9 protein-coding genes are annotated in these 13,108 nt (G+C 70.8%); 6 read left to right on the top strand and 3 right to left on the bottom strand.

Annotated elements, in window-relative coordinates; genetic code table 11:
- Positions 1-5: 5 nt before the first annotated feature.
- The 3 genes from ABZX11_RS16615 to ABZX11_RS16625 form a co-directional block, all read right to left on the bottom strand.
- Complete coding sequence (locus ABZX11_RS16615; RefSeq protein ID WP_354913736.1) at positions 6-2,921, bottom strand: ribonucleoside-diphosphate reductase subunit alpha; 2,916 nt, start codon at positions 2,919-2,921, stop codon at positions 6-8.
- A 284-nt stretch (positions 2,922-3,205) separates the two neighbouring features.
- Positions 3,206-3,790, bottom strand: coding sequence for an acetoacetate decarboxylase family protein (locus ABZX11_RS16620; protein WP_354913738.1), 585 nt, complete (start codon positions 3,788-3,790; stop codon positions 3,206-3,208).
- A complete protein-coding gene (locus tag ABZX11_RS16625) occupies positions 3,787-4,626 on the bottom strand; it encodes an enoyl-CoA hydratase-related protein (RefSeq protein WP_354913740.1) in 840 nt (279 codons plus the stop codon). Before ABZX11_RS16625 ends, ABZX11_RS16620 begins: the two co-directional genes overlap by 4 nt.
- Before the next feature lie 140 nt (positions 4,627-4,766).
- Between ABZX11_RS16625 and ABZX11_RS16630 the strand changes: the two genes are divergently transcribed.
- From ABZX11_RS16630 to ABZX11_RS16655, 6 genes are read left to right on the top strand one after another with little or no spacing between them, the layout of a single operon-like run.
- Positions 4,767-5,558, top strand: a complete 792-nt coding sequence (locus tag ABZX11_RS16630; RefSeq protein ID WP_176176341.1) for a TIGR03084 family metal-binding protein — start codon at positions 4,767-4,769, stop codon at positions 5,556-5,558.
- The gene (locus tag ABZX11_RS16635; protein ID WP_354913742.1) at positions 5,555-7,243 is read left to right on the top strand and encodes an acyclic terpene utilization AtuA family protein; all 1,689 of its coding nucleotides are present in this window, start codon (positions 5,555-5,557) and stop codon (positions 7,241-7,243) included. Before ABZX11_RS16630 ends, ABZX11_RS16635 begins: the two co-directional genes overlap by 4 nt.
- A complete protein-coding gene (locus ABZX11_RS16640; RefSeq protein ID WP_354913744.1) occupies positions 7,240-8,388 on the top strand; it encodes an acyl-CoA dehydrogenase family protein in 1,149 nt (382 codons plus the stop codon). The genes ABZX11_RS16635 and ABZX11_RS16640 overlap by 4 nt, the downstream gene beginning before the upstream one ends.
- Entirely contained in the window at positions 8,385-9,983 is a 1,599-nt protein-coding gene (locus ABZX11_RS16645) for a carboxyl transferase domain-containing protein (RefSeq protein WP_354913746.1), read from the top strand. The genes ABZX11_RS16640 and ABZX11_RS16645 overlap by 4 nt, the downstream gene beginning before the upstream one ends.
- Positions 9,984-9,990: 7 nt before the next feature.
- Positions 9,991-11,940 (top strand): biotin carboxylase N-terminal domain-containing protein, encoded by a 1,950-nt coding sequence (locus ABZX11_RS16650; RefSeq protein ID WP_354913748.1) that lies wholly within the window; start codon positions 9,991-9,993, stop codon positions 11,938-11,940.
- Positions 11,937-13,103 carry an acyl-CoA dehydrogenase gene (locus tag ABZX11_RS16655; RefSeq protein ID WP_354913750.1) on the top strand — a complete coding sequence of 389 codons (1,167 nt, stop codon included), beginning with the start codon at positions 11,937-11,939 and terminating at the stop codon, positions 13,101-13,103. The genes ABZX11_RS16650 and ABZX11_RS16655 overlap by 4 nt, the downstream gene beginning before the upstream one ends.
- Positions 13,104-13,108 lie beyond the last annotated feature (5 nt).

Below are 13,108 nucleotides of genomic sequence, written 5' to 3' on the forward strand. Positions count from 1 at the left end.
TTCCTTTACTGGCAGGCTTCGCAGTCGGGGTCGTCGATGCGGCAGGCGGCGCCTTCGGTGGCCACGAAGTCGACGTCCGGCTCGGGCTTCGGCGAAGGCGACGGCGACGGCGAGGGAGCAGGCGCCGGCGTGGGAGCCGGGGCGGGGGCCGGAGCCGCCGCGGCCGGAGCCGGGGTGGCCGAAACGGCGTTCAGCTTGCCGTCGGTGCCGCGCAGGGTGCTCTTCTCCACGTGCGTCGCGGACTGCGCCCGCAGGTAGTACGTGGTCTTGAGGCCCTTGTGCCACGCGTAGCGGTACAGCTGGTCGAGCTTGCGGCCGCTCGGCGCCGCGATGTACAGGTTCAGCGACTGCGCCTGGTCGATCCACTTCTGGCGCCGCGAACCCGCGTCCACCAGCCACTTCGACTCGATCTCGAACGCCGTCGCGTACAGCGCCTTCAGGTCGTCCGGCACGCGGTCGATCTGGCCGAGGCTGCCGTCGAAGTACTTCAGGTCGCTGACCATGACCTCGTCCCACAGCCCGCGCGCCTTGAGCGAACGGACCAGGTGCGGGTTCACCACGGTGAAGTCACCGGACATGTTCGACTTGACGTACAGGTTCTGGAACAGCGGCTCGATCGACTGGCCGACGCCGCAGATGTTGGAGATAGTCGCGGTCGGCGCGATCGCCATCACGTTGGAGTTGCGCATGCCGACGGTCTTGACCCGCTCGCGCAGCGGCGCCCAGTCCAAAGTGGTCGACAGGTCGACGTCGAGGTTGTCACCCTGGCGCGCATCGATGAGCAGCTGCATCGAGTCGATCGGCAGGATGCCCTTGCTCCACAGCGACCCCTCGAACGACTGGTACTGGCCGCGCTCCTCGGCGAGGTCGGTCGACGCCGAGATCGCGTAGTAGGAGATGTGCTCCATGCTCGTGTCGGCGAACTGCACGGCGGCTTCCGACGACAGCGGCAGGCCCAGCTCGAACAGCGCGTCCTGGAAGCCCATCAGCCCCAGCCCGACCGGGCGGTGGCGCAGGTTGGAGCGGCGCGCCTCCGGGATCGTGTAGAAGTTGATGTCGATCACGTTGTCCAGCATGCGGACGGCGGTGCGCACGGTCTTTTCGAGGCGCTGGGTGTCCAGGCCCTCGGGGGTGACGTGCTTGAGCAGGTTCACCGAGCCGAGGTTGCAGACCGCGACCTCTTCGCTGTTGGTGTTCAGCGTGATCTCGGTGCACAGGTTGGACGAGTGCACCACGCCGACGTGCTGCTGCGGCGAGCGCAGGTTGCACGGGTCCTTGAAGGTGATCCACGGGTGGCCGGTCTCGAACAGCATGGTCAGCATCCGGCGCCACAGGTCGACCGCGCGGACGCGGCGGAACACCTTGATCTCGCCGCGGTCGGCGGCGGCCTCGTACTCGCGGTAGCGCTGCGCGAACTCGTTGCCGTAGAGGTCGTGCAGGTCCGGCGTCTCGTTCGGCGAGAACAGCGTCCACTGCGCGTCGGCCTCGACGCGGCGGAGGAACTCGTCGGGCACCCAGTTCGCGGTGTTCATGTCGTGGGTGCGGCGGCGGTCGTCACCGGTGTTCTTGCGCAGGTCGAGGAATTCCTCGATGTCGACGTGCCAGGTCTCGAGGTATGCGCAGGCCGCGCCCTTGCGCTTGCCGCCCTGGTTGACCGCGACGGCGGTGTCGTTGGCGATCTTGAGGAACGGCACGACACCCTGCGACTGGCCGTTGGTGCCCTTGATGTGCGCGCCGAGGCCGCGGACCGGGGTCCAGTCGTTGCCGAGGCCGCCGGAGTACTTGGCCAGCAGCGCGTTGTTCTTGTACGCCTGGAAGATCGAGTCCAGGTCGTCGTCCACCGTGGTCAGGAAGCAGGACGACAGCTGCGGGCGCGTGGTGCCCGAGTTGAACAGCGTCGGCGTCGAAGCCATGAAGTGGAAGCTCGACAGCAGCTCGTAGAACTCGATGGCACGAGATTCCCTATCGTCCTCGCGGATGGCGAGACCCATGGCGACGCGCATGAAGAACGCCTGCGGCAGCTCGAACCGGGTGCCGTCGTGGTGCTGGAAGTACCGGTCGTACAGCGTCTGCAGGCCGAGGAAGCCGAAGTCGAGGTCGCGCTCGGGGCGGATCGCGGCGGTGATCTTGTCCAGGTCGAAGCGCTGCAGCTCGCCGTCGACCAGTTCCAGCTCGATCGCGCGGCGCAGGTAGGCGCGGAAGTACGCGGGGTACTCGGCCGCCATCTCGTCCTGGCTGGCCTGGCGCGGCTTCTTCGCGAGGTAGCTCAGCGCCTCGCCGCGCAGCTTGTCCAGCAGCAGGCGGGCGGAGACGTAGGAGTAGTTCGGCTCCTGCTCGACCAGCACCCGGGCGGCCATGATCTGGGCCAGGGCGAGCTCGTCGGCGCTGATGCCGTCGTAGAGGTTGCGCTTGGTCTCGGCCAGCACCGGCTCGGCGGTGACGTCGTCCAGGCCGGCGACGGCCTCGCCCACGACGTGGGAAACGCGGGCCCAGTCGAGCGGGCGCAGGACGCCGTCGGTGCCCTTGACGTTCAGCGCGACCTCGGCGGCGGCCGGCTTCGCGGCCTCGCGGGCCTTCGCGCGCTCCTCGCGGTAGAGGACGTAGGCGCGGGCGACCTTGTGGTGCTCGCCGCGCATCAGCGCGAGTTCGACGAGGTCCTGGATCTGCTCGATGTGCAGGGCGGTCTCGGGGCCGGCGTGGCGCAGCAGGGACGCCTCGACCTGCGTGGTCAGCTCGGCGACGACGTGGTGCACGCGGGAGGACGCGGCGGCGTCGCCGCCCTCGACCGCGAGGAACGCCTTGGTCAGCGCGACCGAGATCTTGCCGGCGTCGAACGGCGACACGCTGCCGTCCCGCCGGATGACCCGGATCGCGGTGGGTGAGGCGGTCCCGGAGGGCCGCTGACCGGTATCGACTGACATGCGTGTCTCCAAGTTTTCGGGCGCGTTCGATCGCCGCACGACCTCGCGAGGCCGTGCGCTGCAGGTTCTTCAAAGCTGCCCGGCGACCCTCTGCAGCGGTCTCCCCGTCGCTGGGGGCTGCCGGTGTTGAGAGACTACATGTTGGGGTGATCGCCCGCACGGGCCCCTAAATGGCGTGTCGCGAGCCCTCACCCTGCCGGGTTACGTGATCACCCAGAGGTGCTGCTCACGGCCCGGGCAGGCCGCTTCGGGGACCGCCGGGAGCGCACGCTGGAAGACGGCGCTCAGGCGCCGAACCGCAGCTCGCTGGCGGGCAGGGCGAGGCTCAGGAACGGCCGGCGGCCGGCCAGGTAGCCGAGCGGGCCGCGGGCGTTGACCGTCCAGTCCGCCGCGGCGAGCGCGGGCCGGATCTTCGCGCCGACGGGGGTCCGCACGGGGGTGCCGTCGCGGTCCTGGAGGACGTCGAACCGGCCGGGCAGGGCGAGCGGCGAGCCGGGCCGGGGCGTGAAGGCCGCGGTGGCGATCCAGTCGTCGCCGGTGGCGGCGGTGAAGGTGCGGTCGGTGAACTGCAGGGCGGCGAGGTCCTTCGGGATGGCCCAGAGTTCGCGGCCGCCGGCGAGGGAGACTTCGGAGTCGACCCAGATCTGGGTGATCGTGCAGGTGGTCCGCGGCCCGCGCACCGGGACGGCGGCGAGCAGCTCGTGGTAGCTGAGCTGCCCGGGCTCGCGGTAGGCGATCCAGGCGGTGAAGACGCTGGTGTACCCGGCGACCGACAGGGCGCCCGGGTGCACCTCGCGCGCGGGGACCCGCCAGATCGACACGTGCGCGTCGGCGACGAGGTTCCAGGGCTGCGGTGGGTACGGGGTCATTTCTCCAGCCAGGGCAGGTGGTCGGGCAGGTCCTTGTCGACGCGCATGCCGAAGGACGGCGGCCGCTTCTGCAGGAAGGACAGCACGCCCTCGACGGCGTCCGGGCTGGCGCCCAGGCCGCCGATCAGCTTCGAGTCGACCCGGTGCACCGGGAACGGCGACTCGGCGCTGGCCATCCGGTAGAGCAGCTGCCGGGTGACGGCGACCGAGACCGGCGCGGTCGTCTCGACGATCTCCCGGGCGATCCGGTAGGCCTCGTCGAGCACGGTTCCGGTGGGGAAGACCTTGTGCACCAGGCCTTTTTCGAGGGCCTCGGCCGCGGTGAAGACGCGCCCGCTGATCATCCAGTCGAGCGCGGTCCCCATCCCGACGAGCCGGGGGAGGAACCACGCGGAGGCGCCTTCGGGGTAGATGCCGCGGCGGGTGAACACGAAGCCGAACCGCGAGTCCTCCGAGGCGAGCCGGTAATCGCACGAAAGCGTGATGGTGAGCCCGCCCCCGACGGCGGCCCCGTGCAGGGCGGCGATCACGGGTTTGTTCATGGTGAAGATCCGCTTCGAGCACCGGCCGGCGGGCTCCTGCCATGCGCTGCCGGGCCCCTCGTCGGGGTCGAAGTCGAAGCCGCCCTGGGAGAGGTCCGCGCCGACGCAGAAGTCCTTGCCCGCCCCGGTCAGCACCACGACGCGGACGTCTTCGTCACGATCGGCGCGGTCCATGGCGGCACCGAGCTCGTCGGCCATCCGGATCGTGTAGCCGTTGCGCGCCTCGGGCCGGTTCAGCGTGACGGTGGCAACCCGATCCGCCACGGCGTAGGTGATCTCGGCGTAGTCGGCCATGCGACGAAGCTATTGCAGCGCGACGCTACTGGCAAGATGTCAATAGTGGGTACCCAGCGTCCGCGGCGAAACAATCAGGCGTGCTTGATTTTTCTGTCGGCCGGTGCCACGCTGGCGGCCAGGACGCAAGGAGGCGGGCGATGGCGGACCTCGGCGTGATCCTCGGGGATCTCGACGCGGAAGCACGGACGATCGACGACGTGGTCGCGGGCCTGCCCGCGGCGGACTGGGCGCGCGCGACACCCGCCGAAGGGTGGACGATCGCGCACCAGATCGCGCACCTGGCCTGGACCGACCGGAAGTCGCTGATCGCGGCGGCGCACCCGGAAGACTGGCAGGCCGAGGTCGAGGAGCTCCTCAAGACCGGGGAGACGTACGTCGACGACGGCGCCGCGGCCGGAGCGCAGCGGCCGCCTCGGGAGATTCTCGAAGACTGGCGCGAAGGCCGCGCGCTGCTGGCCGAAGCCCTGGCGGCCGTGCCGGACGGGCAGAAGCTGCCCTGGTACGGGCCGCCGATGAGCGCCGCCTCGATGGCCACCGCGCGGATGATGGAGACCTGGGCGCACGGCCAGGACATCTTCGACGCCCTCGGCCTGACCCGCGAGCCCACCGCGCGCCTCTGGCACATCGCCCGCTTCGGCACGCGCACCCGCGACTTCGCCTACAAGGTCAACTCCCTCGCTCCGCCGACAGAGGAATTCCGCGTCGAACTGACCGCGCCGGACGGCTCCACCTGGGCGTTCGGGCCCGAGGACGCCGAGCAGAAGCTCACCGGCAGCGCGGTCGGCTTCTGCCTGGTCGTCACCCAGCGGCGGCACCCGGCCGACACCGACCTGGTCGCCCACGGCGCCGACGTCGAGGAGTGGCTGGGCGTCGCGCAGGCGTTCGCAGGGCCGCCCGGAAATGGCCGGAAGCCGGGGCAGTTCACATGACCTACCGCATCGGCAACGCCTCGGGCTTCTACGGCGACCGGTTCTCCGCCGTCCGCGAGATGCTCACCGGCGGCCCGCTCGACGTCCTGACCGGCGACTACCTGGCCGAGCTGACCATGCTGATCCTCGGCCGCGACCGGATGAAGGACGCCACCCGCGGCTACGCCAAGACGTTCCTGCGCCAGATGGAGGAGAACCTCGGGCTGGCGCGGGAAAAGGGTGTCAAGATCGTCGCCAACGCCGGTGGGCTCAACCCCGCCGGGCTGGCCGACGCGCTCCGGGAACTGGCGGCGAAACTGGGCCTCGACGTGAAGATCGCGCACGTCGAAGGCGATGACCTCGTGCAGCGCGCCGAGGAGCTGGACCTCGGGAAACCGCTGACCGCCAATGCCTACCTCGGCGCCTGGGGCATCGCCGAGTGCCTGAACGCGGGCGCCGACGTCGTCGTCACCGGCCGCGTCACCGACGCCTCCGTCATCGTCGGCCCGGCCGCCGCGCACTACGGGTGGGCCCGCGACGACTTCGACGCGCTCGCCGGCGCGGTCGCCGCCGGGCACGTCATCGAGTGCGGTGCCCAGGCCACCGGCGGCAACTACGCCTTCTTCACCGAGCACAGCCTCGGCGTGCCCGGCTTCCCGATCGCCGAGATCGAGGCCGACGGCTCCAGCGTCATCACCAAGCACCCCGGAACCGGGGGTGTGGTGAACGTCGGCACGGTCACCGCGCAGCTGCTCTACGAAATCACCGGCGCGCGGTACGCCGGACCCGATGTGACGACCCGGTTCGACACGCTGACGCTGGCCGAAGACGGCCCCGACCGCGTCCGCATCTCCGGCGTCCGCGGTGAAGCGCCGCCGCCGACGCTGAAGGTCGCCCTCAACACCCTCGGCGGGTTCCGCAACGAGACCACGTTCGTCCTCACCGGACTCGACATCGAGGCGAAAGCCGCCCTGGTGCGGGAACAGCTCGAAACGTCCATGAAGGACCGGCCGCCGGCGGACGTCCGGTGGACCCTCGCCCGCACCGACCACCGCGACGCCGACACCGAGCAGACCGCCAGCGCACTGCTGCACGTCGCCGTCAAGGACGCCGATCCGAAGGTGGCCGGGCGCGCGTTCACCGGCGCGGCCGTCGAACTCGCGCTGGCGAGCTACCCCGGCTTCCACGTGACGGCGCCGCCGTCGGACGCCTCGCCCTACGGCGTCTACACCGCGGCCTACGTGGACGCGGCGAAGGTGCCGCACGTCGCCGTGCTGCCCGACGGCATGCGAGTCGACATAGCGCCTTCGGCGTCCACTCAGGACCTGTCCGAAGTGGATGAACCGGCGCTGCCCGAACCCCTGGACCACGGGCCGGTGCGGCGGGTGCCGCTGGGCACGATCGCCGGCGCCCGCAGCGGCGACAAGGGCGGCAACGCCAACGTCGGCGTCTGGGTGCGCTCGGAGCAGGCGTGGCGGTGGCTGGTGCACCGGCTGACCGTCGCCGAGTTCAAGCGGCTGCTGCCCGAGACCGCGGACGTGCCGGTGACCCGCTTCCTGCTGCCGAACCTGCGGGCCATGAACTTCGTCGTCGAAGGCATCCTCGGCGAGGGCGTCGCCTCGCAGGCGCGGTTCGACCCGCAGGCCAAGGCCCTCGGCGAGTGGCTGCGGTCGCGGGAGATCGACGTCCCGGAGGTCCTGCGGTGACCGACCTCTTCCGGACGCCCGAACGGGCCGAGCTGCGCAAGACCGTCCGCAGGTTCGTCGAGCAGGAGGTCCTGCCGCACCTCGACGACTGGGAGCGCGACGGCGAGCTGCCGCGCGACCTGCACCGGAAGGCCGGGGAACTCGGCCTGCTGGGTGTCGCGTTCCCCGAGGAGATCGGTGGCGGCGACGGCAACTACCTCGACGCGCTGGTCGTCGCCGAGGAGATGCACTACGCAGGTGGCTCCGGCGGCCTCTTCGCCTCCCTGTTCACCTGCGGCATCGCCGTCCCGCACATCGCCGAGGCCGGCGACCCGGTGCAGGTCGAACGCTGGGTGCGGCCGACGCTCGAAGGCGCCAAGATCGGCTCGCTCGCCGTCACCGAGCCCGACGGCGGCTCCGACGTCGCCGGCATCCGGACCACCGCCGTCCGCGAGGGCGACGAGTACGTCATCAACGGCGCCAAGACGTTCATCACCTCCGGCTGCCGCGCGGACTTCGTGACGACCGTGGTCCGCACCGGCGGCGACGGCGCGCACGGGCTTTCGCTGATCGTCGTCGAACGCGGCACACCCGGGTTCACCGTGAGCCGCAAGCTCGACAAGATGGGCTGGCTCTGCTCCGACACCGCCGAGCTGTCCTACGTGGACGTCCGGGTGCCGTCGGAAAACCTGGTGGGGGCCGAGAACAGCGGCTTCGCGCAGGTGGCCACCCAGTTCGTCACCGAACGGCTGTCGCTGGCCGTGCAGGCCTACGCGCACGCCCAGCGGGCGCTCGACCTGACGCTGGACTGGTGCCGGCTGCGCGAGACGTTCGGCCGCCCGCTCATCTCGCGGCAGGTCGTCCAGCACAAGCTCACCGAGATGGCGCGGAAGGTCGACGTGGCCCGCACCTACACCCGGCAGGCCGCGATCCGGCACGTCTCGGGCGAGGAAGTCATCGCCGAAGCCTGTTTCGCCAAGAACACCGCCGTCGAGGCCGCCGAATGGGTGGTCAACGAGGCCGTCCAGCTGCACGGCGGGCTCGGCTACATGCGCGAGTCCGAAGTGGAGCGCCACTACCGCGACGTCCGGATCCTCGGCATCGGCGGCGGCACCACCGAGATCCTCACCGGCCTGGCCGCGAAGCGATTGGGATACACCTCGTGACTGCTCTGAGGTCCACAGTGGACACGCGGGCCGCCGAGTTCGGCGCGAACCGCGAGGCGATGCTGGAGAAGCTCGCCGAGATCGACGCCGAGCACGCCAAGGCCGTGGCCGGCGGCGGCGAGAAGTACGTCGAACGGCACCGCAAGCGCGGCAAGCTCCTCGCGCGGGAACGCGTCGAGCTGCTGCTCGACGAGGACTCGCCGTTCCTGGAGCTGTCGCCGCTGGCGGCCTGGGGCACCGACTACCGCGTCGGCGCGAGCCTGGTCACCGGCATCGGCGTGGTCGAAGGCGTCGAGTGCCTGATCTCGGCCAGCGACCCGACGGTCAAGGGCGGCGCGAGCAACCCGTGGACGACCAAGAAGAGCTTCCGGGCCGCGGACATCGCCGCGCAGAACCGGCTGCCGTCGATCAACCTGGTCGAGTCCGGCGGCGCCGACCTGCCGACGCAGAAGGAGATCTTCATCCCCGGCGGCCGGATCTTCCGCGACATCACGCGGGCCTCGGCCGCGGGCTGCCCGACGATCGCGCTGGTCTTCGGCAACTCGACCGCGGGCGGGGCGTACCTGCCGGGCATGTCGGACTACGTCGTGATGGTCAAGGAGCGCGCCAAGGTGTTCCTCGGCGGGCCGCCGCTGGTCAAGATGGCCACCGGCGAGGAGTCCGACGACGAGTCGCTCGGCGGCGCCGAGATGCACGCGCGGACGTCGGGCCTGGCCGACTACCTGGCCGTCGACGAGGCCGACGCGATCCGCCTCGGCCGGAACATCGTCAAGCGGCTGAACTGGACCAAGCAGGGGCCGACGCCCAAGCCGGACTACGCCGAGCCGCTGTACGACGCCGAGGACCTGCTCGGCATCGTGCCGACCGACCTCAAGGTGCCGTTCGACCCGCGCGAGGTCATCGCCCGCGTCGTCGACGGCTCCGACTTCGACGAGTTCAAGCCGCTGTACGGGTCGAGCCTGGTCACCGGCTGGGCGAGCATCCACGGCTACCCGGTCGGCGTCCTCGCGAACGCGCAGGGCGTGCTGTTCGGCGAGGAGTCGCAGAAGGCCGCGCAGTTCATCCAGCTGGCCAACCAGATCCACACGCCGCTGGTGTTCCTGCACAACACGACCGGCTACATGGTCGGCAAGGAGTACGAGCAGAGCGGGATCATCAAGCACGGCGCGATGATGATCAACGCGGTGTCGAACTCGAAGGTGCCGCACCTGTCCGTCCTCATGGGAGCGTCATACGGCGCCGGCCACTACGGCATGTGCGGCCGTGCCTACGATCCCCGGTTCCTGTTCGCCTGGCCGAGCGCGAAGTCCGCGGTGATGGGCCCGGCCCAGCTGGCCGGCGTGCTGTCGATCGTGGCTCGCGCGGCCGCCGAGAGCCGTGGCCAGGAGTACAACGAGGAGCACGACAAGGCCATGCGGGCCATGGTCGAGGGGCAGATCGAAGCCGAGTCGATGCCGATGTTCCTCTCCGGCATGCTCTACGACGACGGCATCATCGACCCGCGCGACACCCGTACCGTGCTGGGCCTGAGCCTGTCCGCGATCCACAATGGACCAGTGAAGGGCGCCGAGGGCTTCGGCGTCTTCCGGATGTGAGCGAGCGATGATCCAGAACCTGCTGGTCGCCAACCGCGGCGAGATCGCCCGCCGCGTCTTCCGCACCTGCCGCGACGCCGGGATCGGCACGGTCGCGGTGTTCTCCGACGCCGATGCCGCCGCGCCGCACGCCCTCGAAGCCGACGCGGCCGTCCGGCTGCCCGGCAACGCACCGGCCGAGACGTACCTGCGGGCCGAACTGCTGGTCAAGGCCGCGGCCGAAACCGGCGCCGACGCCGTCCACCCCGGTTACGGCTTCCTGTCCGAGAACGCCGCCTTCGCGCGAGCCGTGCTCGACGCGGGACTCACGTGGGTCGGGCCGCCGCCGGAGGCCATCGAGACCATGGGTTCCAAAGTGGAGTCCAAGCGGCTGATGGCCGCCGCGGGCGTCCCGGTGCTGTCCGAACTGGACCCGGACTCGGTCACCGAAGCCGACCTGCCGTTGCTGGTCAAGGCGTCGGCCGGCGGCGGCGGCCGCGGCATGCGCGTGGTGCGTTCGCTCGACGAGCTGGCCGAAGCGGTGGAAGGCGCGAGCGCCGAGGCCGGGTCCGCGTTCGGCGACCCGACCGTGTTCTGCGAGCGGTACCTGGAGACCGGGCGGCACATCGAGGTCCAGGTGCTGGCCGACACCCACGGCACGGTCTGGGCGGTGGGGGAGCGGGAGTGCTCGATCCAGCGCCGGCACCAGAAGGTCGTCGAGGAAGCGCCCTCGCCGTTCGTCGACGCGGCCATGCGCGAGGAGCTGTTCGACGCCGCGCGCAAGGCGGCCGAGGCGATCGACTACGTCGGCGCGGGCACGGTCGAGTTCCTCGCCGGGCCGGACGGCCGGTTCTACTTCCTCGAGATGAACACCCGGCTGCAGGTCGAGCACCCGGTCACCGAGAACGTCACCGGCCTCGACCTGGTCGCCCTGCAGCTGCGGATCGCCGAGGGCGAGCGCCTGCCGGCCGACCCGCCGCCCACGGTGGGCCACTCCATCGAGGTCCGGCTCTACGCCGAAGACCCGGCCGCGAACTGGCAGCCGCAGAGCGGCACGCTCCACACGTTCGCGGTGCCCGATGCGGACCGGTCGTTCACCCACGGCCCCGGCCTGCGGCTCGACTCCGGCTTCGAGACCGGCTCGGTGGTGGGCGTCCACTACGACCCGATGCTGGCCAAGGTGATCACCTGGGCCCCGACCCGCGCCGAGGCGGCCCGCCGGCTCGCCAAGGCCCTGGCGGCGACGAAGATCCACGGCGTCGTCACCAACCGCGACCTCCTGGTGAACATCCTGCGCCACGAAGCCTTCTTGGCCGGCGAGACCGACACGGCGTTCTTCGACCGCCACGGCCTCGACACCCTCGCCGCGCCGCTGGCCACGCCCGACACCGAACGGCTGTCCGCCCTCGCCGCGGCCCTCGCGGACGCGGCGGCCAACCGGGCGCGAGCCACCACGCAGGGCCGTTTGCCCAGCGGCTGGCGCAACGTCCGTTCGGCCGGGCAGCGCAAGGTCTTCACGGTGGCCGATCGCGAGTACGAAGTGGTCTACTCGCTGACTCGCGACGGACTGAGGGCCGACGGGTTCGAGGCCGGTTTGGTGAGCGCCGAGCCGGGCCGGGTCGTGCTCGAGGTGAACGGCGTGCGGCGCACTTTCGACGTCGCCCGCCACGACGGTGTGTCCTATGTGGACTCCGCGCTCGGCTCGGTGGCGCTCGAGGCCGAGCCGCGGTTCGCCGACCCGGACGCGGCTCTGGCCGCCGGGTCGCTGGTCGCGCCGATGCCCGGCACCGTCGTGCGGCTTGCCGTGCAGGCCGGGGACCCGGTGAAGGCGGGCGACCCGCTGCTGTGGCTCGAAGCGATGAAGATGGAACACCGGATCGCCGCCCCCGCCGACGGCGTGGTGGCGGAACTGCCGGTGACAGTGGGACAGCAGGTCGAAGTGGGCACGATCCTCGCGGTGGTGGGAGAAGCAGAATGAACGCGATGAACTTCATCGAGCCGGAGGAGCGGATCGCGCTTCGCAAGGCCGTCGCCGAGCTGGGCGCCAAGTACGGGCACGAGTACTACGCCCGCAAGGCCCGCGCGGACGAGAAGACCCACGAGCTCTGGGACGAGGCCGGGCGGCTGGGCTACCTCGGCGTCAACATCCCGGAGGAGTACGGCGGCGGGGGCGCGGGCATCGCCGACCTCGCCGCGGTGCTCGAAGAACTCGCCGCCGCGGGCTCGCCGCTGCTGCTCATGGTGGTCTCGCCGGCCATCTGCGGCACGGTGATCTCCCGCTTCGGCACCGACGAGCAGAAGAAGCAGTGGCTGCCCGGCATCGCCGACGGCAGCAAGCGGATGGTCTTCGCGATCACCGAGCCGGACGCCGGGTCGAACTCGCACAAGATCACCACCACCGCGCGGCGGGACTCCGGCGGCTGGGTCCTCAACGGCCGCAAGGTGTACATCTCCGGCGTCGACGAGGCCGACGCGGTGCTCGTCGTCGGCCGCACCGAGGACGCGAAGACCGGCCGCCTCAAGCCGGCGCTGTTCATCCTCCCGACGAACACCGAAGGCTTCGAGCACACGAAGATCCCGATGGACATCGTCGCGCCGGAGAACCAGTTTTCGCTGTTCCTCGACGACGTCAAGCTCCCGGCCGAGGCGCTGGTCGGCGAGGAGGACGCGGCGATCGCGCAGCTGTTCGCGGGCCTGAACCCGGAACGCATCATGGGGGCGTCGTTCTCGCTCGGCATCGCCCGGTACGCGCTGGCCAAGGCCGTGGGCTACGCCAACGAGCGGAAGGTCTGGGGCGCGCCGATCGGCACGCACCAGGGCCTCGCGCACCCCCTGGCCGAGATCAAGATCGAGCTGGAGCTCGCGAAGCTGATGACGCAGAAGGCGGCGTCGCTCTACGACTCGGGCGACGACTTCGGCGCGGGGGAGTCGGCCAACATGGCCAAGTACGCCGCTGCCGAAGTCGCGATCCGCGCGACGGACCAGGCCGTCCAGACCCACGGCGGCAACGGCCTGGCCACCGAATACGGCCTCGGCACGCTGGTCACGGCGGTGCGGCTGGGCCGGATCGCCCCGGTCAGCCGCGAGATGGTGCTCAACTTCGTCGGCCAGCACAGCCTCGGCCTCCCGAAGTCCTACTAGGAGGG

It is taken from the genome of Amycolatopsis sp. NPDC004169, from assembly GCF_040610315.1.
Taxonomy (GTDB): Bacteria; Actinomycetota; Actinomycetes; order Mycobacteriales; family Pseudonocardiaceae; genus Amycolatopsis.

Bases quoted from the DNA above. Each gene is read 5' to 3' on its own strand.
- ABZX11_RS16615 (WP_354913736.1), bottom strand. From the start codon at position 2,921: ATGTCAGTCGATACCGGTCAGCGGCCCTCCGGGACCGCCTCACCCACC.
- ABZX11_RS16620 (WP_354913738.1), bottom strand. From the start codon at position 3,790: ATGACCCCGTACCCACCGCAGCCCTGGAACCTCGTCGCCGACGCGCAC.
- ABZX11_RS16625 (WP_354913740.1), bottom strand. From the start codon at position 4,626: ATGGCCGACTACGCCGAGATCACCTACGCCGTGGCGGATCGGGTTGCC.
- ABZX11_RS16630 (WP_176176341.1), top strand. From the start codon at position 4,767: ATGGCGGACCTCGGCGTGATCCTCGGGGATCTCGACGCGGAAGCACGG.
- ABZX11_RS16635 (WP_354913742.1), top strand. From the start codon at position 5,555: ATGACCTACCGCATCGGCAACGCCTCGGGCTTCTACGGCGACCGGTTC.
- ABZX11_RS16650 (WP_354913748.1), top strand. From the start codon at position 9,991: ATGATCCAGAACCTGCTGGTCGCCAACCGCGGCGAGATCGCCCGCCGC.
- ABZX11_RS16655 (WP_354913750.1), top strand. From the start codon at position 11,937: ATGAACGCGATGAACTTCATCGAGCCGGAGGAGCGGATCGCGCTTCGC.